Origin of the sequence: Aeromonas sobria (assembly GCF_050266975.1) — a bacterium.
Taxonomy (GTDB): domain Bacteria; phylum Pseudomonadota; class Gammaproteobacteria; order Enterobacterales; family Aeromonadaceae; genus Aeromonas; species Aeromonas sobria_B.
Map to the genome: position 1 here is coordinate 1 of NZ_JBKISU010000010.1, position 24,208 is coordinate 24,208.

Here is a 24,208-nt window from a genome sequence, read left to right on the forward strand (position 1 = left end):
CCTCCTCTTTGAACTCAGCAGAGTAAGCCTTGGTCGTGATGGTCAAGCCAGCTTCACCACTGGCTTTCCAGTGCTCAGTCCAGCGGCGAACGGCGCCATGATCGACCCCAAACAGGGCGGCCGTCTTCTTGGCACCGTCATGACCGTTGAGATAGTGAAGAACGACCTGACGTTTGAAGTCGGTCGAGTATTTTTGCTTTCCCATAGAAACGAAGAACCCCTACTCGTTGGGCGTCCAACTTTCGGGGTTCACTTCACAAAGGGTGGTTTTTTTGTATCCGATGACGGCCCGTGGAACAGCGCCAGTGGGCCGACGAGCCCAGGCTGCGGCTCAAGGGGTCAGGGTCTGGGCGGCGAAACGGGCCATGATGGGGTTGTGATCCGAGGCCTGCGTGGCCGGGCTCGTCACCTCGACCAGATCCAGACTCCGATAGTAGAGATGATCCAGAGGACGACCGAAGGCGCGGCGGCGCAGATCCGGTGCCGGGATCGCCTCCTGCAGTCCCAGCTCCTCCACCAGCTTGCCGAGCCAGTACTCGCGCTTCTCGCTCCAGGTATTGAAATCACCGGCCAGGATCACGGGACCCTGATGACGGTGTACCAGGGCGGTCAGATCGTTGAGCTGCTCCCGGAAGGTGGCCATGCCGAGCTCGAAGTTGACCGCATGCAGGTTCACCACCAGGACACCATCGGGATCCCCCTGCAGGGGGTAGAGGCTCACCAGCCCGGACTTGGGAATGCGCACCAGCGGCTCCGGTGAGCGCACGCCGCAGACGAAGGCCTGGGGCGTCTTGGCCACCGTCATCACCCCGAACGAGACACCACCCTGGGTGAAGGCTTGCAGCTGCTGCCACTGGAAGCGGCCGGCCTGCAACCAGGCGAGCATCTCGGGACGGGTCGCCGACTCTTGCAGCAGCAGCAGATCCTGATCCCTGGCGAAGGCATCCATCCCCTCGCGCCATTGCTTGCGCTGGCCCTTGTAGAGATTCCAGACGGTGACGCCGAATTCCCTGGGCAGCGCCTCGGCGGCCAGTGCCACCAGGGGCGGTTGATGACAGCTCAGATTGGGCACTATGCCTTGGGCCGTCACCAGGTGATCCTTGGACGGCACCTCGAAACAGCCAACCAACCCCAGGGTCAGCAGTGAGGTTCCCAGAATGCGGTAACTATTTTTCATTGATTAACAACCATCTGCCTTTTCTTTGCATACAGCTTCAACAAAACATCACGGCTGCCGACTAGGCTGAACATTCGCGCCCAAAACCGAGCAACAGCGGAGAGCAGCATGTCCAGACAACAGCAATACCGAGTGACCTTCTACGATCAGCAGGGCAATTGCCATCAGGTTGAGTTGTCCACCCGATATCAGATCAGGCGAGACCCGCAGTGCGATCTCTGTGTGTTCGACACGAACCTGTGCGTGGGGTCTGAGGAGATGCTGGAGAGCATGATACGGCAAAAAACCGGGTTTGAGCAGGAAATCTCCATCATCAACGCCCGGCTGATCTGATGCCCGATCACACGGGGACGGCGCGCGGCTTGCCCTGATCGTCGATGGCGACGTAGGTAAATACCCCTTCGGTGACGCAGTAGCGCTGGGCATCATTCTCCCGCAGCACCGGCTTGACCCAGACCTCCAGCTTGAGGCGCATCGAGCTGCGCCCCACCTGCAGACAGGTGCCATAACAGCAGACCACGTCGCCCACCTTGACCGGACTGTGGAAGGTCATGCCCTCCACCGAGACGGTGCAGATCCGTCCCTTCGCCAGCTCCTTGGCCATGATGCCGCCACCTATATCCATTTGGGACATGATCCAGCCACCGAAGATATCCCCGTTGGGGTTGGTGTCTGCCGGCATGGCCAGGGTGCGCAGCAAGAGCTCTCCCTCGGGGTGACGCTCACTGGCGGTATGTCTGGCGGCGGGCTTGGCGGTATTGGTATCGACCATCATTACGACTCTCTATGACTGGAATGGCGGCATGATAGGGGCCAGCCCCGCCCTTGGCAAACCCAATGGCGGTTCGCCGTCCCCTGACGCCCCCGCCTCAGGCCAGGGCACCCGCCTCGCTCGCCAGCCAGGCCAGGGGATCCGGCACCCCATAGACGAACCCCAGTTCACGGCAGATGCGCTCCCCATGCAGGGGGAGAAACTCGCCGTCCGGCTCGACAAAGCAGGGAGCCGCCAGGCCAAGACGCAGGGCCGCCGCCCGGTAAAACGCACCTCGGGAGGGGTGACCCGGGGCACTCAGGGTGTAACACTGACCCCCTTCCCCTCTGGCCAGCAACAGCTGACAGGCGGCCACCAGATCCTGCTGATGCACCAGGTTGACCGCCTGGGCCGCGCCGCTGACCGTCTTGCCGGCGAGGAAGCGACCCGGGTGACGCCCAGGACCATAGAGGCCTGCCGGGCGCACTACCAGCGCGCTCTCTATGCCGGCGGCCAGCACGGCCCGCTCCGCCGCCAGCATCCGCTGCCCTCGCTCGCTCCGGGGCGCCGCCGCTTCCTCTTCCCCCTGGCCCGGCCCCCATACCGAGGTGGCACTGACAAACAGCAGGCGCCGCACTCCCCCTGCCTTCGCCAGGGCGCACAGGCTGGCCATGGCGGCCGGATAATCATCCACCTTGCCTGGCGGCACACAGACCACCAGCGCTTCGACCCGCAGAGGCCAGGGGGCATCCATCTGCGCCGAGATCAGCAGCGGATGGGCGTCCAGCCCCTCCCCCGTCAATCGATCGCACTTCTCCTGACTGGTCGCCGTCACGGCCACCTCCCACCCTTCCTCCCGCCAGGCGCGGGCCAGGGGCAGACCGAGCCAGCCGGCCCCCACTATGCCAATCCTGGCGCTCTTACCTTGCTGTCGTGGCATGTACTCTGTCATCGATCACCTCTGCTGGCCCAATGGTACCCCGCCACCTCCTGGGTCGGCGGTGAAAAAGGCAAAAAAAAACGGCCATCCATGATGACCGTCGAAAGTAACGAAGGAAATAGCTGGATAACCAGTCATCTCCCACAGCGGGAAAATCGGGAGCCGAGGCCCCTAATTCGTGGAGCCCATGCTAGTGATCTGCCGTGTAAAAAGCTATGAAGCAGATCACAGTTGAAAGGGATTTCTGAAAACGCTTTCAATTTTGAGAGGAAGAATGGCCCACATGGGGCCATTTTACCGCTCGATCAGGCGACCGACTCCCGGGGGATCAATTCCGCCTCGAACTTGAGGGCCAGCCCGGTGACGGGCTTGTGATCCAGCAGGCTGAGAGCCAGTTCCGCGGCCCTGCCCCCCATGGCCTCTATCGGATAACGCACCGTGGTGAGCTTGGGATAGATGTAGCGGGCATAGGGGATGTCATCAAAGCCGACCACGGAGATCTGCTGGGGGATCTTGTAGCCCCGCTCCAGCAGGCAGGAGATGGCGCCCGCCACCATGGCATCGTTGAACCCCAGCACGGCGGTGAAGTCGACACCCCGGCCCAGCAGCTCCGTCATGGCCACATAGCCGCCGTTCTCGTCGGCGAAGGCGCGGCCAATCAGGTCGGGATTGACCTCGATCCCCGCCCGCTGCAGGGCATGGGTATAGCCCGCCATCCGCTGCTGGCCGTCGACGAAGGCCTCGTCGTCGGAGGTAACGAAGGCAATCTTGCGGTGGCCCGCATCCAGCAGGTGCTGACAGGCGGTGGTGATGCCGGCCTGGTTGTCCAGCCAGACGCAGCGATCCTCCGCCCCCGGCACCTGGCGGTTGATGAAGACCACCGGAGTCGGCCCCGCCACCAGCTCGCTCAGCTCCTCGTCGGGGAGCGCCTTGCTGTGCAGGATCAGGGCGTCGCACTGGCGCTGCAGCAGCGCCTGGATGGCGTGGCGCTCCCGCGCCGCATCGTGGTTGCCCGACATCACTATGGTGAACTTGTCGGCACGGTCGACCACGGTTTCGATGCCGCGCATCATCTGGGCGAAGAAGGGACCGCCGCAGAGATCCCCCACCAGCACGCCGACACAATTGGAACGTTTGCTCACCAGGGCCTGGGCAAAGCTGTTGGGGCGAAAATTCAGCTCCTTCATGGCCGCCAGCACCGCCTCCTTCTTGTCGGGGGCGACCTGGGCCGTGCTGTTGATGACACGGGACACGGTCGAGATGGAGACATTGGCCAATCGGGAAACGTCTTTAATCGTTGCCACTCTCAATTCCTTCTTTGGGGGGTTCACCGCGCTGGGCTTGCCATTATAGCGACTCGTTCAATCCGGAACGCGGCGCCCGATCACCTGACAGGTATCTATTTGTAACAAAGCGTTGCCCCATGATACCCCCATCCAGGCCGGATGGGGATCTCACGTCCATCATGGGTCAATATTGGTGGCGCAACTCACGCTCCGACAGGAAGCGCAGGGGCTGCCCCAGTCTGTGCTGATAGATGAGGTCGAACGACAGCACATTCTGCACATAGTTTCGGGTTTCCCGATAGGGAATGCTCTCGACCCAGACATCTATCGGCTTGTCGGTGTGGGCATCGCGCCAGCGTTTGACCCGGCCTGGCCCTGCGTTGTAGGCGGCGGCGGCCAGGATGCGGTTGCCGTCATACACATCCAGCAAGCGCTTGAGATAGGCGCTGCCCAGGCGAATGTTGAGCTGGGGATCGAACAGCTGCTGGGGATCCCGGTAAGGTACCCCCAGCTTGCCGGCGGTCTCCTTGGCCGTGGCCGGCATCAGCTGCATCAGGCCCCGCGCGCCCACCGGCGACTGGGCCAGCGGATAGAGGGCGCTCTCCTGGCGGGAGATGGCATAGAGCAGGCTGGTATCCATGGTGCGCTCGCGCGCCATCTGGGAGAAGGTGCGTCGCAGCGGCAGCGGGAAGCGCAGATCCAGGGCATCCCAGGCCTCGGCCCGGATGCTGGCGAGGATCGCCAGCTCGTGCCAGCCCTGGTTGAGGGCGACGTGGCCGAACTCGATGCGCTGGGCCACGGGGTTGCGATCCATGTTATGGACCCACTCGGCGCGCGCCGCCGCAATCTCATTCATGGCGAGCAGCTCCTTGACCCGGGAGAGGAAGGGCCAGCGCCGGGCCGCGCTGTGCCAATCCGGGGCCCTCATCTGCGGCTCGTTCTTGAGGCGATAGGGCACCCCGCTGCGCTGGGCCGCCAGGAAACCATAGAAGCCACGCAGCCCCGCGGTCTCACGATAGAGGGTTTGCGCCGGTTGCTGCTGGCCTTGTGCCTCCTGGGCCCGGGCCAGCCAGTAGCGCCAGCGATCCTCTTTTTGCAGCGCCATCGGCATCTGCTTGACCCAGGCGGACAGGCCACGCCAATCCTGCTCCCAGACCGCGAGGCGCGCCCTCAGCTCCACCAGATCCGGCTGCGCCCTCACCTGAGTATCGACCCAGGCCCGCTGCTGCGGGGCGCGGTCCAGCAGGTAACGGCGGGCGATGGCATGCTCCACCGGCTTGAGCTCCAAAGCGGTCAGCGCGAAGCGGTTGCGGTAGCTGGCCAGGGTCCCCAGCACCCGATCCGGTTCGCTGTTGGCGTAACGGGCCAGCCCCAGCAGCAGCAACTGGCGCGAGTGGCGTTCACGGTTGAAATAGACGGGGTTCATCACCTTGGCCGGCTGACTCAGCAGGCTCGCCATCAGGGTGCCATGGGGCTTGAGCCCGGCCCCCAGCTGGTTGGCAAGATGGGTCACCAGGTTGTCATTGCCCGCCTCGAAGGCGAGCATCATCCGCGACCAGACCGCCCCCTGGCTGCGCAGTCCGGCCCCTTGCCAGAGGCTGAACAGGGGATCGCAGGCATCCGGGCGCGACTCGCCGCTCTGCCACAGCTTGCCCGCTTCACGCAGCGCCTCGTCGCGATGGCCCGTGTAGTAGCGCGCCTGATAGTGCATGCAGCGCAGATCGGTGGAGTTGGGCAGCTTGGGATAGAACTGCAGGAAGCGGGACCATTGACCGCTCTGGGCCAGATGGGTCAGGTAGCTGCGCTCGAGCCGGTTGGACTGGGGAGTGTCGCCGTGGTCACGGATGAAACGGGTCACCGCGCCATAATCGGCCGCCCCCGGACGAAAGGCGAGCCGGTAGTAGTCCAGATAGGGCAGCAAGGGGTAGTGGCTCAGCTGGTTTCTCAGGGTCTGGAAGCGGGCCATGTCGTTGGCGCGAACCGCGTCATAGGCCTGGCGATAGCGCAACTGATCCATGGTCTGCGCCATGGCCCCCGGCACCAGGAGGGCGGATAGCAGGATTCCCCAGACGACTCTCACTCGAATTCTCCCTAAAATCGGGCGCCCAATGGCGCCCTGACGAACCCTCATTCTACCCCTAAACCAGGCGGGCTACAGCTCCGGGATCAGGGTATTTCTCACCTCGTGGCGCCCGCCCACCCGCCGGACATAACGCTCCAGATAGGGAACCGGCAGCGGCTTGGAGGCCAGATAGCCCTGATAGAAGTGGCACCCCTGGGCCCGCAGAAACTCCAGTTGCTGGCGCGACTCCACTCCTTCCGCCGTCACGTTGAACCCCATGTGGCGCGCCATGGCGATCACCGCCTCGACGATGGCCATGTTGTCGCCATCCCGGGGAATGTCCTGAATGAAGGAGCGGTCTATCTTCAGCTCGTCGGCGGGCAGGCGCTTGAGGTAGCTCAGGGAGGAGTACCCGGCGCCGAAATCGTCGATGGCGAAGCTGATGCCCAGCTGCTTGAGCTCGGCCATCTTGTTGATGGTGTTCTCCGCATGGCCCAGCACCACGGACTCGGTGATCTCCAGGTTCAGGCACGCCGGATCCATGCCTGTCTTCTCCAGCACATCATGGATGCACTCGACGAAGTCGTGGGCGTGAAACTGCTTGGCGCTGACGTTGACCGACAGCTGGGGAATGTGGATGCCGCTCTCCTCCCAGCTCACATACTGGCTGCACGCCTCATGGAGCACCCAGTTGCCGATGTCGACGATGAGATCCGTCTCCTCGGCGATGGGGATGAACTCGGCGGGAGAGACCAGGGCTCGCCCGGGTGGCTGCCAGCGGATCAGCGCCTCGACCCCGATGAGATCCCCCCCGGCCACCAGATGCTGGGGCTGGTAGTGCAGGGTCAGCTCCCCTCCGGCGAGGGCGCTGCGCAGCTCGTTGTGGATGAGCAGGCGTCTGTCCGCCTGGTGCTGCATGGCAGCATCGAAGAAGCGGCGGGTCTTGCGACCGGCCGACTTGGCCTGATACATGGCGGTGTCCGCCTGCTTGAGCAGATCATCCACCCCCTGATCCCGACCCGGGAACAGGGTGATGCCGACGCTGGCGCCGATGTGCAGCATCTGGCCCCCCTGGTGGTAGGGGGCGGCAATCTCGCCGATCAGCCGCTCGGCGATGAGATCGGCCTGCATCTCCGCCTGGGGCGGGCTGCTGGAGAGGGCGGGCAGCAGCAGCACGAACTCGTCTCCCCCGAGGCGGGCCAGGCAATCCCCCTGGCGCACCAGGCGGCGCAGCCTGGTCGCCACCTCCTTGAGCAGCCAGTCTCCGCTGGCGTGGCCGAGGGAGTCATTGATGGTCTTGAAGTGATCGAGATCGATGAACAGCAGGGCGCCGATCAGGTGATCCCGGCTCGCCGCCACGAAGCTCTGTGCCAGCGTCTCGTGCAGCTGGCGCCGATTCGGCAGGCCGGTCAACTCGTCGTAATAGGCGAGATCCTGGATGCGGCGCTCGGCGGCCTTGCGCTCCGAGATATCCTCGAAACAGATGACGAAATGGCTGATCCGCCCCTTGTCATCCTGCACCGGGGTGACTATCTCCCACTGGGGATAGACATGGCCCCTGGCGTGGCGGCGCTGGGTCTCCCCCTGCCAGCGACTCAGGCTGTCGAGCTCATAGCCCAGCCCCCCCTGACTGGGCCAGAGATCCCTGCCCAGCCGCTTGCCGAGCACGGTCTGGCTGTCATAGCCGGTGATCTGGCCGAAGGCATGGTTGACTCGCAGGATCTTGTAGTCGGGATCCGTGATGATGATGCCTTCATGGGTCTCGAATGCCACGGCAGAGAGCCGCAGCTGGGCTTCGCTCTGCAGCCGCTCCAGCTCGGCCACCATGCGCACCGAGAAGATGGTCAGCACGGCGGCCAGGTTCGGGATGGCGACGGAGCCGGAGAAGAGCAGGGCCAGATGCCCCAGGATCTGGCCATGGCGATCGCACAGGGGATGGCCGTGATAGGTCTGTCCCACCGCGAGCCAGGGGTGGGCCGGCAGCGGCGCCTCGAGCACCCGGGTGCAGGCCTGGCGCGTCTCGTAGAGGCGCCGGCAGGGCATCTCCTCCAGCTGGTAATGTCCCAGGGTGGCGCCATGGCTGGCGATCACCCTCAGCTGCTGCAGCTCGCCAAGCTCCGCCAGCCAGACCGCATCGGCGTCGAGGATCTCGGCCAGCTCGTTGACAAGGGTGTCAAAAAAGTCCATTCCCGTCTTGGCGGAGAGGGCCTGGGCCAGCTGGGCCAATAGGGGGTCTTGTACCAGCAGGGGGGAGCGTGCGTCATTGAGTCGCACGGGGAAAGGGGCTTGAGTAGAGACTTCTATGGGGCTGACCCAGCCGCAGCAGAGACCCTGCGCCACCAGGTACTGGCCGCGCCAGAGGAAATGATGGGCCTGGCCTGAGGCGTCGTGGAGGTGGCCGATAAACTGGCCCGGCGTGTCGCCCCGCTGCAACCCGGCGAGAAATTCGGCGAAACCCGCCTCGTCGGCAGGATCCAGAGTGCCGCACCAGGGGTGGGCCCCCTCCCCTTGCCAGAGCTGGTTGGAGGCATGATCCGACACCCGCCACTGGCCCTGGGCCGGCTCATAAAACCACATCATCTGAGTGGCCTGCTGCTTCATGTACGACTCCACCTGTAGTCTCTGCCCTGAAATGGCCAGGGTCCCGAGATCGCCCTCGTCTTCCCGGCACTGGTGGGGATGAACAAGAGGGGAAGGAGGCGATGGGTGAAACCTGATTTCAAATCGGCAGACTGCGCTGCCAGAAGGGGCAGATACGATCCAATTCGCCCATACTGCCTGCCCATTTCATACAGCTCAAGCGCTTTTTGGTACAGAAGCCGAAAAGATCACAATTTGCAGCGCGGCGAACGGCAAAGGACAATTAATGTGACACAGATCACATTAACTGGCCGCACCATGGGTATTCTGGAGGTGAAGAGACAAGCAAGACGACCCGAAGGGGGCCAATATGAAAATTGAAATCACCAGTAAAATCATTGAGATCACCCCGGCAATCCGCGAGCGCATCGAATCTCGCTTCAACAAGCTCGAACGTCTTCAGGTGCCGCTCATCACTCCCCATGTGATCGTCTCCAAGGAAAGGTTGATGTTCAACATCGAAGCCACGGCCGGTATTCCCAACGGTAAGCTGTTTGCCCAGGCCGAGCACGAGGACCTCTACGCCGCCATCAATGAGCTGGGACAGAAACTCGAGCGCCAACTCAATCGTCACACCGAGAAACCGCTGGCTCGCCGCGCGCAATCCCCCCTCAAGGAGCAGGTCGAGCCCCAGGAGGCGGATGTGGAAGCCGACGCGTGATATGACAAAATAGTCAGTTGGAGAGATAAAGGCGGCTTGACCGCCTTTTTCTATGGTTGTTATTTGGCATTTCCCCTGGGGAGCCGTGCCTGGGGTCTCTCAACTCTGCCAGTGCAGACCCGCATCCACCCCCGCCGCCAGCCGATCGAGCAGGGGCAGCATCACCAGGGGCTGGGCCTCGCGCCCCTTGTTTGGCAATGACCACCCGGCCTGCACCCGCTCGCGTCCCAGGGCGCTCAGGTTGTCGAACACCGTCGGATCCAGCAGCGGCCGCCGCCCCGCCAGCGGCTGGGGGTGGAGGGCAAGCCAGAGTCTGGCATCCACCATGCTTCCCCCCTGTTGCAATCGCTCGGTGAGGTGGGCACTGCTCGCCGGCGTGTCGCTGTGCAGGGGGGTGGCCGGTGCCAGGCCGAACCGGGCGCGCCAGTCAATCTCCTCCCGGGGGAGGCTATCGGCCTCATCGAACCAGGGCTGCTCCTCCACCGCCTCGGTGAGCAGGGCCAGGTGCAGGCGAAAGTCGGCGCGATCGCCGCGCAGCAGATCCTGATTGAGGCGCTGATCGAGCTGGCTCTCATCGACCAGTAGACGTTCACGGATGGCGTTGGGTAACATGGCGAGCCAGGATGGGGACAGGTCCCCTGTTATCGGCGCCGGCTGGCCAAAGTTGAGGAAAGATGCCAGACGCCCGCCCCATAGACCCAGCCCCCCTCCAGCAACACGGGGCAAGGGCCGCCGCAATATAAAAAGAGAGGGGAGGCCAGGCCTCCCCTCTCTGCGGCTTCGCGGATCAGAGGGTGAAGCGGTAGAAGATATCCACCGCCTGGGCCACCCCACTCATGGCCTGCAGATAGAGCCTCGGCAGCACCTCGTAGCGCAGCTTGAACTCGGCGATGGGGCTGAACACCCCGACGCCGTACTGGAACTGCAAGCCCGGCAGCAGGTAGGCCGAGAGCGTGACCTGGGTGTCATCGCCGCTCCCCTCGGTATCGAGGGCGACACTGTTCATGCCCAGGGCCTCACCGATGTCGGAGACCACGCCGCCCACCTGACCGACCGCCCCCGCCACCAGCAGGCCGTTGAAGCCACCATCCTCGCCGCCGGTTTGCAGCCCCTTGCCCCGCAGCAGGTAGGAGAGCTGCTCGGACTGGGGCATCTGGGGCTCGGAATAGACGGTGATCTTCGGCTTGGCGGCCGGCCCCGTCACCCGGACCCCCACGGTCACATTGTCCTCGATGGTATCCGGATCCCGATAGGTCTCTATGTTGAGATAGGGCTTGTCCAGCGGGCCGGAGAAGATGATGCGTCCCTCCTTGATGATCAGGTTCTGGCCATAGGCCTTGAAGCGTCCCTCCTTGAGCTCCAGTTGACCCGCACCGGCCAGGGGCTTCTCCGGCTCTTGGAGCAGGCTGATCCCGCCGGTGACCCGGGTCTTGAGCCCCATGGCCTCGAGGCGAATGTCATTGCCGAGCACCACGGCCACCTTCATCTCGAGGGGCAAGGCGGTCTGTTCCACCGGCGGTGCCAGCTCGTCATAGATGATGGTGACGTCATCCGAGCGCGCCACCGCGCTCTCCGGCAGGTTCTTCACCAGGATCCGCGCCCAGGGGATCTCTATCTTGCCGGTCACCCGGGTCTGCTCCCCCAGGCTGATGGCGAGATCCGGCGAGACCCGCACCCGGCCCATGCCAGGGTACTGCGCCTCCAGCTCCTTGCCCTGTATGGTCAGGCTGCCCTCGATGGGGGCCTTGGCCCAGCTCAGCCAGCCCCCCAGGGCAAGCGGCCCCTTGCCCACCAGCATGCTGCCGTCCAGCTCGGCCCGGTTGCCCTCTATCTTGAGGCGGGTCTTGAGCTGCTTGAGGGTCACCATGTCGGTATGGGTCTGCACCTCCCCCTCCACCAGGTTGAGCTGGCCAAACAGCAAGGGGGTCTGCAGGGTGCCATCGAAGCGGGCATCGGCGCTGATCACCCCAGCCAGAGAACGTACCTCGGGGATCAGCGGCGCGAACGGGCTCAGCCTCAGGCCATCGAACTTGAGCTGGCCCGACAGGGTGCCACGGCCGCTGGGATCCAGGATGACCAGATCTGTGTCTATGGTGCCTATGTCGGCGGAGACGAAGTCCAGACGCAGGTTGGCCTGCCTGGGCTCAAGGTCGAAGCCGACGGCGAGCCGCTGATAGGAGGTCTTGATGGCATCGGCGACGAAGGTGCCCGGGGTGGTGCGCAGGGTGGCATGTACCCTGGGTTGATCCCCCTTCCAGCTGGCGCGCCCGTCGGCCGACAGCACCGCCTGCCACTGGAAGTTGTCCGGCAGCCAGGGGCGCAGACGCTTGAGATCAAACTCGGTCAAGGCAAAGGCCAGCTCCCCCTGGGCGGCCGACACCTGGCTGCCCTTGACGCACAGACTCGCTTGCTGGGAGCCGAGGCAGAGATCGCTCATGGCCAGGCGCAGCTTGTCGAGGTCGAGATCCAGGTTCCAGGGTGCCTTGAGCTGCCAGCGCTTCATGGGGGTCCTGAGGTTGAGCTCGGTCAGGGCGCCGCGCCAGTGCTCCTGCTGCAGACCGCCATTGAGCCGCAGGCTGGCGGCCAGGGGAGAGCCCTTGCTGTCGAAGGAGAGCCGGTGACGGCTGAGGTCCCCATCGAGATCCAGGGTTATCTGTCTGAGGGTGCTGTCGCCCTGGGTCAGGTTCGCCACCGTCAGGGCCAGCTTGCCGGCCGGCACCTCGCCTATCACAGCATTGCCGTTGAGGGCGATGCCCTTGAGCTCGGTATCGGTATAGAAGAGGCGCTTCGAGGTCAGGGCCGCGCTGATCCTGGGGGTCTGCTGATTGCCCCCCAGGGTCAGGGTACCGTTGAGATCGCCGCGCAGCCCAGGGTAGAGACCGGCGAGATCCGGCGCAGCCAAACGGGCATCGAGCTGCCACAGGGCCTGGCTGAGCTTGCCCCTGGCCTGCAGCTGGTTGGGGCCGGTCTGCAACGCGAAGGCGGGGATCTGCCAGTTCATGGCGTCATCACCGCTGAGCTGGCCCGTGATGGCGAGGGGATACTTGTTGAGCTTGCCGTCCACCTTGAGGGCCGGCACCTTGAGCTGCCAGTGGCCGTCATCACCCAGCACGAATTCGCTCTCCACCCGACCGGCCAGGGAGCCTTTGATCTCGGGCACCAGCTCGGCGGGGTCGATCCCCTTGAAGCTGGTCACCCCCTGCCACCGTACGCCCTGGCGCCAGGCGAGCTTGCCATCGAGCTTGAGCTCCCCCTGCAGGGCATTGAGCAGCAGATCGATGCTGCTGAGCTGCTCCAGGTTGCCCTTGCCCTTGAGGGCCAGCTTGAAGGGGGGCACGTCCGTGCCCTGGCCCGAGGTATTCAAGGCAAACTGGTAACCAGACAAGGCCCCCTTGGCCGTCAGGCTCCCCTTCTTCAGCTGGTAGCTGGGCTCGTCTTCCGCCGGCTTGTGCAGCGGCCAGTTGAGGCCTGGCCAGTTCAGCTTCACATCGAAGGGCAGGTCCGGCTCCAGGGCCTGCAGGGTTCCCTTGAGAGTGGCCGCCACCGGCCCACTGGCATCGAGGGTCAGGGCCAGCTTGCCCACCGAGCCCCCCAGGGTCAGGGTCGCCCGCTCCCCCTTGAGCTGGTTGTCGAGCAGTGCCTTGCGCGCCTTGGCGGTCAGGGTCAGGTCCAGGGGGTAGTCATCTTGCAGACTGACCTGGCCCTTGAGGTCGAGGTCGGCCATGGCATGGCGCAGGAAGAACTGGGTGATCTCGATGCGCTCCCCCTCCCCCGAGGCCGAGAGCTGCAACTTGTCGATGGCCTCTTTCAGCTCCCCTTGCCGGTAACTGAAGTCGGTGAGCAACAGCCCCTCGAGGCGCAGGGGAAAGGGCAGGGAGACCTTGGGCAGTTCGATGGCGATGTCGCCCTGGGGCGAGCTGGCCTCCAGGGTGGGGCTGGCGGGAACAGGCTCGGGGGCCGCCCCCTTGGGGGCCACCGCCTTCTCGTCCGACGCGGGCGGGGGCGTCTCGGCCAGGGTGATCCCCAGTCCGTCTAGCACGGGGCCGCGCACCGTCAGGCCCTGTCGGTCCAGCGTGGCACCGATGTCGAGATCCTTGAGAGCCAGCCTGAGCCCAGGCACGTCCACATCCAGGCCACTGACCTTGAGGGCGTCTATCTGGATGCGCAGGGGCAGCGGGCGCCAGACGAAGGGCTCGCCGGGGGGCTCGTCGCTCGGCGCCGACTCGGCCACCCTGACCACGGGGTCGGTCAGGGTCAGGGCGCGGATCCAGAGCTGACCTTGCAGCAGCTTGCCCAGATCCCAGTCGAGCACGGCGCGCTCTACCCTGGCATCCACCAGATCGTCCTGCCAGCCGACCCCTTCCAGGGTCCAACCGTAACCGAGCTGGCCCGATACCAGCTCCCCCTTGAGGGCCGGCAGCGCCGCCTTGGCCTGCTGCCAGAGCCATTTGTTGCCCTGGTGGGTGAAGCCGAGCAGGCTGATGCCGATGAGCAGCAGGAAGATGAGCCCCATCAGCCAGAGGAAGAGTCGTTTCAACCAGATCATAATTCAGGCCCCAGGGCAAAGTGCAGGCGCAAGGGTTTGTCCTCCTCCGAGATGCCCACCGCCAGATCCAGCCTGACCTGACCGATGGGAGTGACCCAGCGTACCCCGACCCCGGTGCCTATCTTCCAGGCCTCCTGGTAGTCGTCGGTGGCGGTGCCGCCATCCACGAACAGGGCCCCCAGCCACTTGTCGCTGAAGCGGTAATTGTATTCGCCGCTGACGGCCGTGGTGTAGCGTCCCCCCAGCAGCTGGCCGTCCTCATCCCGCGGGCCTATATCCTCGTAGCTGTAGCCGCGCACCGTCTGATCGCCGCCGGTGAAGAAGCGCAGGGAAGGGGGCACCAGGGAGAAATCATCCCCTATGATGGCCCCCTGCTCGGCCCGAAACAGGAAACGGTTGTTCTCCCCCAGGGTGCGCAGCCACTTGGTGCGTCCCCAGGCGCGCATGAAGCGGATATCCGAGCCCCAGGTGGGATCGGAGAACTCCAGGGTCAGCTGCTGCCTGTCCCCCCAGTCCGGCACCAGGTTGCCGCGCATGCGCAGTCGCGACCAGGAGACGCCGGGGATCAACAGCAGGCTGTTGCCCGCATCCGAGCCCTGCTCGTAGCGTTCGTTCTCGAGGCGCACGAATACGTCCCTGTCCCAGGCGTCCGGGCGCCGCTTCCAGCGGTGCACCCCGAAGGTGGTCAGGTCGGAGCGGGTGTCATTGTTGTTGGTGTAGCGATAGCCCGCCTGCAGCGAGTAGTAATCCTGCAGCGGGTTCTTGCCAATCACCGGGATCTGGTAATCGAAGCTGACGTCGGCCTGGGGCGCCGAGACCTTGGCGGTGGCGTTGAGACTGTGACCGTAGCGGTTGATCCAGGGCTTCTCCCAGGCGGCACTCACCCTGGGCCCCACGTCGGTGGCATAGCCGATGCCCGTCTCTATCTCGTGCTGGGTGCGCGGCGCCAGCGTCACCTGAATGGGGACCTGGTTGCCCTCGGCCTCACTGATCAGGGGCTTGAGATCCACCTGCTTGAACAGCTTGGTCGAGGAGATGTCCTGGGAGGTCTCCGCCATCTTGATGGCAAGATAGGGGTCGCCGCGCTTGATGCTGACCAGGGGCTGGATCAGACGCAGCTCCTCCGGGGTCGCGCTGTAGCGCACCTCGCCGAAGTGGTAGCGGATGCCGGAGCGAAACACGATGTAAATCTCGGCGGTGCCCTTCTCGGGATAGACCCTGACCTGGCTTTTGCTGATGCGGGCGTTGAAGTAGCCCCGGGCCAGCCCCAGGCTGCCCAGATCCGCCTTGATGGATTCATACTTGCCGTGGTTGAGGGGCTCCCCCTCCTTGAGGGGCAGATTGTCCAGCAGCTCGCTGTAGATCTCGTCGCTGCCCGCATCCCCCTCCAGCAGCACATCCAGCCGGGAGATGATCACGGGTTCCCCCGGCTCCACCGTCACCGTCACCTTGGAGGGCGTCTTCTGGTCCCGGCTCAACTTTACCTTGGGCTGGTAATAGCCATAGACCTGCAGCGCCTGCTCGGTACTCTCGATGATCTTGGCCCGGGCGGGCCTGAATTGCCGCTCCTGGTAGACGGGCAGGGCGTTGAGATAGGCCTCGACGTTCTCTTTATTGGCGCCCTTGAGCCCCTTGACCTGGTAGGTCAGCTTGGCCGCCATGGCGGGAGAGGCGAGGCAGCCGAGGCAGAGCATCAGCCAGAGCCAGGCGCGCACCCGGCGGCGCGGCTGCGATTTACCCGCAGGTATGGGCAGATTGCATCCTGTCAAACGTCAACTTCCCCGAATTCATGCTCAAGCGAACGATGCGGATCTCATCGCGGTGATAATGGCCACGCCAGGGCGAGGCGGAGTCATCCTACCATAGTCATTGGCGGGATTCAGACCCATCAGCGACCTGGATTTGCCATAAAACAGCACCCTTTGGCGATAAATCAACCTTCACTGATGAAATTGGCAGCGCCTCTGACCAATTGCTGCGCAGCCAGGCGCCATTTGCGCACGGGCTGGCACGACAGAAACTGTCGGCGTTAACTGTCGCCGTTGGCAGGCGCAATATTGAATCCCCATCCGGCCATGGCAGCCCGGGCAGAAAAGCAAGTCATGGCTGGCCTCCCCTTCCCCTCCCTCAGCCAGCTCTCCCCCGAGGGTGGATGATTTACTCGTTAGCAATCAATTGATTAGAAAACAAAAACGAGGCACTCGCTCGCCCTAATCTATTTATCCCGCTCACTCGCCGCCCAAGATTGCGCCACACTGCCCCCATCATCCATGAGGAGTCACCCCATGACAGCACGCAGCGAACAACTGGCCGACCACATCGCCGAGCGACTCGAATTCATCACCTTCCTCGCCTGCTGCAGCGCCCTGCTGGCCCTGCTGTGCGGCATGACGGGGCAGCAGGCCCTCGCCTTCACCGCCCTGAACCTTCCCTTTGGCCTCGCCATCCTGCTCGGCAGCGCCCTGCTGGCGCCCCTGGCCCTCCACTGGCGCCTGCCGCTCACGGCGGCGCTGCTGCTCGGCTGCGCCCTCACCGCCCTGCAACTGGGGGGCGAATGGCTCGATCCCCTGGCGCTCTGGAGCCTGCACGGCCTGCTCGGCCTCGAGCTGCTGTGGCAGTCCCGCCATCCCAGGGCCAGGATCCCGGCTGACGGGGAGCGACAATTGCGCTAATCTTGCGCCCCAGCCGGCCGGGCCCCATGAGCCACTCCCAGATGAGACTCACCCCGGCCGCCCCGCAAGATGCAACGAGGAGATCCCATGAACAAGGCCTGCGCCCAACACATTCTGGTCAAGACGGAGAAGGAGTGCCTGGAGATCAAGAGCAAGATCGACAAGGGCGCCGATTTTGGCCAGATGGCCAAGCGCCACTCCACCTGCCCCTCCGGCAAGCGCGGCGGCGATCTGGGGGAGTTCAACAAGGGGGACATGGTCAAGGCGTTCGATGATGCCGTGTTCAAGGGGGAGCTGCTCAAGGTGCTCGGCCCCATCCGCACCAAGTTCGGCTTTCACCTCATCAAGGTGCTCTATCGCAACTGATGACCCCGGGGGCCGTCCCCGCGCGGCCCCTTCTCTCCCTTATCCTGCCCGCTCAATCTAAAAATAAATTAACCTTATCAGTTAATTAGGTTTATCCTTTGGCCAGTTTCCCAAGGGTTATTCCATGCTGCCCCTCCCACTGCTTCCCCTGCTGGCCTGGTTGCTGCCACTCTCTGGCGCCCTGGGCAGCCGCGTCGCCCTCTGGCCCTGGTGGGTCGGCTTCCTCCTCTGCCTGGCTGGGGCCCTCGTCGCCCTCTGGCTGCTGCTGCGCCTGCCCTGGCATCCCAGGCCATACTGGGCCGCGCTCGGCGCCCTGCCCCTGCTGCTGCCCATCGGGTTCCTGACCCTGGCGCTGCGCGCCCCCTTGCTCAACGACGTCAGCACGGATCCCCTCCATCCCCCCAGGCTCGACTGGGCACACCAGCTGCGCACCGACGCCGATCTGCCCGTCAATGGGGCGCCGCTGAAATTTTCCGGCGACAACCCCGCTCCTATCTATACCCGGGCCAGCCGGGAGCGGGTGCTCGCCGAGGCCGCCAGCCTGATGCAGGCATCGGGCTGGCGGATCAGGGAGAGCGAGGAGGGACTGGAGGCCGTGGTGACCAGCCCCTGGTTCGGCTTTCAAGACGATGTGGCACTGCGCCTGTTCGAGGGGCAAAGGGAGCTGCGCATCGACATGCGATCCGCCTCTCGCCAGGGCCGATCCGATCTGGGGGCGAATCGGGCCCGGATCCAGGACTTCCTTGTCCGGCTGCAGGCCCGCCTGGCCACCCCCTGACCCCCATCCAGAGACGCCACGCCCCATGGCGCGGCAAGAGCAGTAGAGGAGCAGTATGCGCATCCAGCTCAAAGCAGACCGGGACTATGCCTGGTTCATCAAACCCTTTTTCTGGTTGCAGCGACGCAACTATGGCCAGGTGCTGATCCCGGGCAAGTGCTGGGGCCGATCCCCTCGCCTGTTCGCCGCCGTCGCCACCCTGTACGGCGTCATCAACCGCAAGCGATCCCCCATCGACCCCGTGCTGCGCTCCCTGGTGACGGTGCGGGTCTCCCAGCTCAACTGGTGCCGCTTTTGCGTCGACATCAACGCCATGACCCTGGTCAAGCGGGCGGGCTCCGGCGAGAAGGTGGAGGCCCTGGCCCGCTGGCGCGAAAGCCCCTTGTTCGATGCCCGCGAGCGGGCCGTGCTGGACTACACCGAGGCCATGACCGGGCTCGACGGGGTGAGGGACGAGCAGGCCGCGCGCCTCAAGACCTGGTTCGATGACGATGCCCTGGTGGAGCTGACCGGCCTCATCGCCTTTCAGAACATGTCGGCCAAGTTCAATGCCGCCCTCGACGTGCCGGCCCAGGGCTTTTGCCAGCTCCCGGTGCAACCGGACGCCGGCGACCCGCCCCCCCGGGAGGAGAACCCCTCATGAGACGCGCCAAGCTGGGATTGCTGCTGCTGATGGCCCTGCTCATCGGCGCCTTCTTCGCCCTGGATCTGGATAGCTACCTGACCCTCTCCGCCCTGCAGGCGCGCCAGAGCGCGCTCGAGGGCTGGGTGGACGCTCACTTCTGGCAGGCCAGCGCCCTCTTCTTCGCCGTCTATGTGCTGAGCACCGCCCTCTCCCTGCCCGGTGCCAGCCTGCTGACCCTGTTTGGCAGCGCCATCTTCGGGGTCGGCTGGGGACTGCTGCTGGTCTCGTTTGCCAGCACCCTGGGCGCCAGCCTGGCCTTTCTCAGCGCCCGCTTCCTGCTGCGGGACTGGGTCCTGCGCCGCTTTGGCGACAAGCTGTCGCAGGTGGATGCGGGCATGGCCAAGGATGGCCCCTTCTACCTGCTGAGCCTGCGCCTCATTCCCCTGTTTCCCTTCTTTCTCATCAACTTGCTGATGGGGCTGACCGCCCTGCCCCTGCGCACCTTCTACTGGGTGAGCCAGCTCGGCATGCTGCCCGGCACCCTGGTCTATGTGCTGGCGGGCAGCCAGCTGGCCCAGCTCACCAGCACGGGCAACATCCTCTCCCCCGGGCTCATCGCGGCGCTCTGTCTGCTCGGGCTGCTGCCCTGGCTGGCCCGCGCCGGCCAGGGCCTGCTCGCCCGGCACCGACTCCATGCCAGGTTTCGCCGGCCCGACCACTTCGACTACAACCTGGTGGTGATCGGCGCCGGGGCCGGTGGCCTGGTGACCAGCTATATCGCCGCCGCCGTCAAGGCGCGGGTGGCCCTCATCGAGCGCCACCAGATGGGCGGGGACTGCCTCAACACCGGCTGTGTCCCCTCCAAGGCGCTGATCCGAAGCGCTCGCTTCGCCGCGCAGCAGCGCAAGGGGGCGGAGCTTGGCTTCAGCCAGAGCCAGGCCCGTGCCGATTTCGCCGCCGTGATGGCGCGGGTGGCCCGGGTGATCACCGAGGTGGCGTCCCACGATTCGGTCGAACGCTACGAGGCCCTGGGGGTGGAGTGCATCCAGGGGGAGGCGCGCCTCGTCTCCCCCTGGGAGGTGGAGGTGGGCGGCAGGCGCCTGGCCAGCCGCCACATAGTGCTCGCCACCGGCGCCCGGCCCCTGGTGCCCGACCTGCCGGGGCTGTCCGAGGTGCCCTATCTCACCTCGGATAACCTGTGGCAGCTGCGCGAGCCCCCCCGCCACCTGCTGGTGCTCGGCGGCGGCCCCATCGGCTGCGAGCTGGCCCAGAGCCTGGCCCAGCTCGGCATCCGGGTCTCCCTGATCGAGCTGGCGGATCAGCTGCTGCCCCGGGAAGAGGCCGAGGTCGCCGCCCTGCTGCAGCGCCAGATGGCCGAGGATGGGGTCCATCTGCTGCTCGGCTGGCGCGCCGAGCGGGTGGAGCCTCTGGCGCAGGATCACGTCCGCCTGCACCTGCGCCGGGGGGATGAGAGCTGCCGGCTCGAGGGCGATCGACTGCTGCTGGCCCTGGGCCGGGTCGCCAATGTCGGCGGCTTGGGTCTGGAGGACTTGGGGGTCGAGCTGACGGCCCGGGGCACGGTCGCCGTGGATGGCTTCCTCGCCACCAACTACCCCAGCATACTGGCGGTGGGGGACGTGGCCGGCCCCTACCAGTTCACCCACTTCGCCGCCCACCAGGCCTGGTACGCCGCGGTCAATGCCCTGTTCGGCCAGTTCAGGCGATTCAAGTCGGACTATCGGGTGATCCCCGCCGCCACCTACACCAGCCCCGAGGTGGCCAGGGTCGGCCTCAATCGCAAGGAGGCCGACGCCCAGGGCATCCCCTTCGAGGCGACCCGCTTCGAGCTCAAGGAGCTGGACAGGGCCATCGCCGACGGCGAGACCCAGGGCTTCATCGAGGTGCTGACCCCGCCCGGCAAGGACAGGATCCTCGGCGCCACCATCGTCGGCCCCCACGCCGGGGAGCGCATCGCCGAATTCACCCTGGCCATGCGCCATCGGCTCGGCCTTGGCAAGGTGCTCGCCACCATCCACGCCTACCCCACCCTGATGGAGGGCAACAAGTACGTGGCCGGCCAGTGGCGCCAGGCCCATCAGCCGAAAGCCCTGCTGCCCTGGCTGGCCCGCTACCACCACTGGCGCCGCCGTGGCAAACTGGACGCCAGACAACATCCGCTGCAAACGGGTCCCGCCGCTAACCCCCACAAGGAGTCATGATGCCCATTCGCCACCTTCCTGCCCTGGCCGTCACCCTGCTCCTGCTCTGGGGCGGCCAGGCCCTGGCCGAAAACCCGTCCCCCTGGCAGGAAATCCAGGCCGAGGCCAGGGGAGAGACCGTCTACTTCAACGCCTGGGGCGGCAGCCCCGAGATCAACCGCTACCTCGCCTGGGCGGCCGGGGAGCTGGCCCGTGACCATGGCGTCACCCTGGTCCAGGTGAAGGTGGATGACATCGCCCAGAGTGTCAGCCAGCTGCTCGCCAACAAGCAGGCCGGAAAGAGCAAAGGGGGCCCCATCGACCTGCTCTGGGTCAATGGCGAGAACTTCAAGGCCCTCAAGGACGAGGGCCTGCTCGGCGCCCCCTTCAGCCAGGGGTTGCCGAACATGGCCCTGGTCGACCTGAGCCTGCCGGTGAGTGAGGACTTCACCGTGCCGGTGGAGGGGCTGGAGGCCCCCTGGGGGCTGGGCCAGCTCAACTTCATGGTCGATAAGGCGCAGGTGGCCAGGCCGCCACGCTCGGCCCAGGCGCTGCTGGCCTGGGCCAGGGCCAATCCGGGCCGCTTCAGCTACCCCAAGCCGCCCCAGTTTCATGGCTCCAGCTTCCTCAAGCAGATGCTGCTGGAGTTGACCCCAGACCCTGCCCCCCTCTACCAGGCGGCGGATCAGGCGGCGTTCGACCAGGTCACGGCGCCGCTCTGGGCCTGGCTCGATGCCCTGCATCCCCATCTGTGGCGCCAGGGGCGGGCCTTCCCCGCCAGCGCCGCCGAGACCCGGCAACTGCTCGACGATGGCGAGCTGGCCATGGCCATCAGCTTCAATCCCCAGGAGGCCATGGGGGCGGTGGCCAATGGCAGCCTGCCCGCCTCCGTCACCGCCGTCGCCATGGAGAAGGGGGCGCTCACCAACAGCCATTTCCTCGCCATCCCCTTCAATGCCAGCGCCCGGGCCGGGGCCCAGGTGGTGGTCAACTTCCTGCTGAGCCCCGCCGCCCAGGCCCGCAAGGCCGATCCCGCCTTCTGGGGCGATCCCAGCGTGCTCAGGCAGGAGAGCCTGCCGCAGGGCACGGCGCCCGCCCTGCGCTTCAAGGCCAGGCCTGAGCCCCACCCCAGCTGGCAGCTGATGCTGGAAGCGGCCTGGGCCGAGCGTTACGGCCACTAGATGCACCGGCTGATCCTGACAGTGACGGGACTGCTGCTCTGGCTCCCCCTGCTCGCCGGCCTGCTGCTCCTGCTGGGCCAGGGGCTGACCCCGGCCCCCTGGCTCCGGCTCCTTGCCCAGCCCGGGCTCTGGACCTCCATCGGCCTCAGCCTCTGGACCGCCCTCGCCGCCAGCCTGATCAGCCTGCTCCTGGTCGCCCTCCTGCTGGCCCACGGCGAGGGGCGCGGCCTTGCCCTGCTGCGCCGCCTGCTCTCGCCGCTGCTGGCCATGCCCCACGTCGCCTTCGCCATCGGCTTTGCCTTCCTCATCGCCCCCTCCGGCTGGTTGCTGCGGCTCGTCTCCCCCGCCCTCACCGGTTTTGTGCTGCCGCCGGACTGGCAGACCCTGCACGATCCCTGGGGCCTGGGTCTCATCGCCCTGCTGGTGCTCAAAGAGACCCCCTTCTTGCTGCTGATGGCCCTCGGCGCCCTCGATCCCGCCCTGACCGCCCGCCAGCAGTGGCTGGGGCAGAGCCTGGGGTTTCGGCCGCCCCAGATCTGGTGGCGCCTGATCCTGCCCAGCCTCTGGCCCAGCCTGCGCCTGCCCCTCTACGCGGTGGCGGCCTATGGCCTGGCGGTGGTGGATCTGGCCCTGCTGCTCGGCCCGACCCAGCCCGCCCCCCTGGCGGTGCGACTCTGGCGCTGGTATCAGGACCCGGATCTCCATTGGCGACCCCTGGCCAACCATGGCGCCCTGCTGCTGTTTGGCCTCAACCTGCTGCTGCTCGCCCTCCTGCGCGCCCTGGAGTGGGCCCATCTGCACGGGGGCAAGGGGCTCATGCTCGATGGCCGGCGCCAGGCCAGTCCCTCCCGGCTGGCCCCCGCCCTGGCCCTGGCCCTGACCACCCTGCTGCTGGCGACAAACCTGCTGGTGCTGGCGGCCCTGCTGCTCTGGTCCCTCACCCGGCGCTGGCCCTTTCCCGCCCCCTGGCCCAGCCAGTGGAGCGGCCACCACTGGCAGCAGGCCATGGCAGAGCTGGCCCAGCCCCTTGCCCACAGCGCCTGGCTCGCCCTGCTCAGCGCCCTGCTGGCCCTGGTGCTGGTGGTACTCGCCCTGGAGGCCCAGCGGGGCCGCCGCCCCTGGCCGCTCTGGCTCATCTGCCTGCCATTGCTGCTGCCCCAGGCCAGCCTGCTGTTCGGCGTCAGGCTCGGAGCGGACTGGCTCGGGCTGCCGGTGGGCATGGGGCTGGTGTTCTGGAGCCAGCTGCTGTTCGTCTACCCCTATGTCTACCTCTGCCTGTACGGGCCCTACCGCCAATTCGACGATCGCCTGACCCAGGCGGCGGCCACCCTGGGCGCCCGTCCCTGGCAGGCCTGGTGGCGGGTCAAGGGACCCCTGCTGCTGCGCCCCCTCGCTTTCGCCTGCGCCGTGGGGGCCGCCGTCAGCCTGGCCCAATACCTGCCCACCCTGCTGTTTGGCGCCGGGCGCGTCATCACCCTCACCACCGAAGCCGTGGCCATCGGCTCCGGCCTCAACCGCCGTCTCGCCAGCCTCTACGGTTTGCTGCAACTGGCGCTGCCGCTGCTGATCTACGCCCTGGCGCTCTGGCTGCCCCACAGGGCCGGTCGCGCCTCCCATCAACTGGAGCCAACCCCATGACGGAGCCCCTGCACCTGGCCCCTCTCACCCTCTGCCTGCACGGCAACCCCCTGCTGCAACTGCCCCCCTGCCCCATCGCCCCCGGCGAGGTGCTGACCCTGATGGGGCCAAGCGGCTGCGGCAAGAGCTCCCTGCTGGCCGGAATAGCCGGGGTGCTGCCCAAAGGCGGTCCCCTCGCCCTGCACGGGGAGATCCGCCAGGGCGAGCGGCTGCTCTCGCCCCTGCCCGCCTACCAGAGACGCGTCGGCATCCTGTTTCAGGAGGATCTGCTGTTTGCCCATCTGACGGTGGCCGAGAACCTGATGTTTGGCATGCCCGCCCACATCAGGGGGAAGGAGCGCCGCGCCCGGGCCCTGGCGGCGCTGGCCAGGGTCGAACTGGCGGGCTTTGCCGAGCGCCATCCCGCCGCCCTCTCCGGGGGGCAGAAGGCGAGGATCAGCCTGCTGCGGGCCCTGCTGGCCGAGCCCGCCGCCCTCTTGCTCGACGAGCCCTTCGCCCGGCTGGACAAGCCGCTGCAGGCCGCCTTTCGCGCCCTGGTGTTCGACGAGATAGCGGCGCGCGCCATCCCGGCCATCCTGGTCAGCCACGACGAGGAGGATGCCCCCGCCACCATACTGGATCTCGGCGCCCTGGCGGCGGCTCCGGGCAGGGGCAGCCCTTGCTGACCCGCCATCTGATAATCCCTAT

Annotated in this window: 20 protein-coding genes; 10 read left to right on the forward strand and 10 right to left on the reverse strand. The window is 65.9% G+C overall.

Going from position 1 to position 24,208, the window contains the following annotated elements:
• Positions 1-205: helix-turn-helix domain-containing protein (locus ACLHZ1_RS07405; RefSeq protein WP_427261549.1), on the reverse strand; the 205-nt coding region annotated here is incomplete at its 3' end.
• 126 nt (positions 206-331) lie between these two features.
• Positions 332-1,177, reverse strand: coding sequence for an endonuclease/exonuclease/phosphatase family protein (locus ACLHZ1_RS07410; RefSeq protein ID WP_427261550.1), 846 nt, complete (start codon positions 1,175-1,177; stop codon positions 332-334).
• Positions 1,178-1,285: 108 nt separating this feature from the next.
• On the opposite strand from ACLHZ1_RS07410, the gene ACLHZ1_RS07415 reads away from it, so the two are divergent.
• A complete protein-coding gene (locus ACLHZ1_RS07415) occupies positions 1,286-1,510 on the forward strand; it encodes a hypothetical protein (protein ID WP_427261551.1) in 225 nt (74 codons plus the stop codon).
• Between the two features lie 7 nt (positions 1,511-1,517).
• On the opposite strand, the gene yciA is transcribed toward ACLHZ1_RS07415, so the two are convergent.
• The 5 genes from yciA to ACLHZ1_RS07440 form a co-directional block, all read right to left on the reverse strand.
• A complete protein-coding gene (gene yciA / locus ACLHZ1_RS07420; protein ID WP_111873572.1) occupies positions 1,518-1,952 on the reverse strand; it encodes an acyl-CoA thioester hydrolase YciA in 435 nt (144 codons plus the stop codon).
• Between the two features lie 94 nt (positions 1,953-2,046).
• Complete coding sequence (locus tag ACLHZ1_RS07425; protein ID WP_427261552.1) at positions 2,047-2,868, reverse strand: NAD-dependent epimerase/dehydratase family protein; 822 nt, start codon at positions 2,866-2,868, stop codon at positions 2,047-2,049.
• Between the two features lie 305 nt (positions 2,869-3,173).
• Positions 3,174-4,172, reverse strand: coding sequence for a LacI family DNA-binding transcriptional regulator (locus tag ACLHZ1_RS07430; protein WP_408773117.1), 999 nt, complete (start codon positions 4,170-4,172; stop codon positions 3,174-3,176).
• A 166-nt stretch (positions 4,173-4,338) separates the two neighbouring features.
• A complete protein-coding gene (locus ACLHZ1_RS07435) occupies positions 4,339-6,234 on the reverse strand; it encodes a transglycosylase SLT domain-containing protein (protein ID WP_427261553.1) in 1,896 nt (631 codons plus the stop codon).
• Positions 6,235-6,306: 72 nt separating this feature from the next.
• Positions 6,307-8,817, reverse strand: coding sequence for a putative bifunctional diguanylate cyclase/phosphodiesterase (locus tag ACLHZ1_RS07440; RefSeq protein WP_427261554.1), 2,511 nt, complete (start codon positions 8,815-8,817; stop codon positions 6,307-6,309).
• 349 nt (positions 8,818-9,166) lie between these two features.
• Between ACLHZ1_RS07440 and hpf the strand changes: the two genes are divergently transcribed.
• Complete coding sequence (hpf, locus tag ACLHZ1_RS07445; protein WP_427261555.1) at positions 9,167-9,517, forward strand: ribosome hibernation-promoting factor, HPF/YfiA family; 351 nt, start codon at positions 9,167-9,169, stop codon at positions 9,515-9,517.
• A gap of 99 nt (positions 9,518-9,616) precedes the next feature.
• On the opposite strand, the gene ACLHZ1_RS07450 is transcribed toward hpf, so the two are convergent.
• From ACLHZ1_RS07450 to tamA, 3 genes are all read right to left on the reverse strand, one after another.
• A complete protein-coding gene (locus ACLHZ1_RS07450) occupies positions 9,617-10,129 on the reverse strand; it encodes a VC2046/SO_2500 family protein (RefSeq protein WP_427261556.1) in 513 nt (170 codons plus the stop codon).
• 175 nt (positions 10,130-10,304) lie between these two features.
• A complete protein-coding gene (gene tamB / locus ACLHZ1_RS07455; RefSeq protein ID WP_427261557.1) occupies positions 10,305-14,063 on the reverse strand; it encodes an autotransporter assembly complex protein TamB in 3,759 nt (1,252 codons plus the stop codon).
• Positions 14,060-15,832 carry an autotransporter assembly complex protein TamA gene (gene tamA, locus ACLHZ1_RS07460; RefSeq protein ID WP_427261558.1) on the reverse strand — a complete coding sequence of 591 codons (1,773 nt, stop codon included), beginning with the start codon at positions 15,830-15,832 and terminating at the stop codon, positions 14,060-14,062. Before tamA ends, tamB begins: the two co-directional genes overlap by 4 nt.
• Before the next feature lie 516 nt (positions 15,833-16,348).
• Between tamA and ACLHZ1_RS07465 the strand changes: the two genes are divergently transcribed.
• The 8 genes from ACLHZ1_RS07465 to ACLHZ1_RS07500 all read left to right on the forward strand — a co-directional run bounded on the left by ACLHZ1_RS07465 (position 16,349) and on the right by ACLHZ1_RS07500 (position 24,186).
• A complete protein-coding gene (locus ACLHZ1_RS07465) occupies positions 16,349-16,735 on the forward strand; it encodes a hypothetical protein (RefSeq protein WP_427261559.1) in 387 nt (128 codons plus the stop codon).
• An 87-nt stretch (positions 16,736-16,822) separates the two neighbouring features.
• On the forward strand, positions 16,823-17,101 hold the full coding sequence (locus tag ACLHZ1_RS07470; protein WP_427261560.1) for a peptidylprolyl isomerase: 279 nt from the start codon (positions 16,823-16,825) through the stop codon (positions 17,099-17,101).
• A 124-nt stretch (positions 17,102-17,225) separates the two neighbouring features.
• The gene (locus tag ACLHZ1_RS07475; protein ID WP_427261561.1) at positions 17,226-17,879 is read left to right on the forward strand and encodes a DUF1499 domain-containing protein; all 654 of its coding nucleotides are present in this window, start codon (positions 17,226-17,228) and stop codon (positions 17,877-17,879) included.
• A gap of 55 nt (positions 17,880-17,934) precedes the next feature.
• Positions 17,935-18,522, forward strand: a complete 588-nt coding sequence (locus tag ACLHZ1_RS07480) for a carboxymuconolactone decarboxylase family protein (RefSeq protein ID WP_408794586.1) — start codon at positions 17,935-17,937, stop codon at positions 18,520-18,522.
• Positions 18,519-20,723, forward strand: coding sequence for an FAD-dependent oxidoreductase (locus ACLHZ1_RS07485; protein WP_427261562.1), 2,205 nt, complete (start codon positions 18,519-18,521; stop codon positions 20,721-20,723). Before ACLHZ1_RS07480 ends, ACLHZ1_RS07485 begins: the two co-directional genes overlap by 4 nt.
• Positions 20,723-21,883, forward strand: coding sequence for an ABC transporter substrate-binding protein (locus ACLHZ1_RS07490; RefSeq protein WP_427261563.1), 1,161 nt, complete (start codon positions 20,723-20,725; stop codon positions 21,881-21,883). The genes ACLHZ1_RS07485 and ACLHZ1_RS07490 overlap by 1 nt, the downstream gene beginning before the upstream one ends.
• Positions 21,884-23,521: an ABC transporter permease gene (locus ACLHZ1_RS07495; protein WP_427261564.1), complete on the forward strand. Its 1,638-nt coding sequence runs from the start codon at positions 21,884-21,886 to the stop codon at positions 23,519-23,521.
• On the forward strand, positions 23,518-24,186 hold the full coding sequence (locus ACLHZ1_RS07500) for an ATP-binding cassette domain-containing protein (protein ID WP_427261565.1): 669 nt from the start codon (positions 23,518-23,520) through the stop codon (positions 24,184-24,186). Before ACLHZ1_RS07495 ends, ACLHZ1_RS07500 begins: the two co-directional genes overlap by 4 nt.
• Positions 24,187-24,208 lie beyond the last annotated feature (22 nt).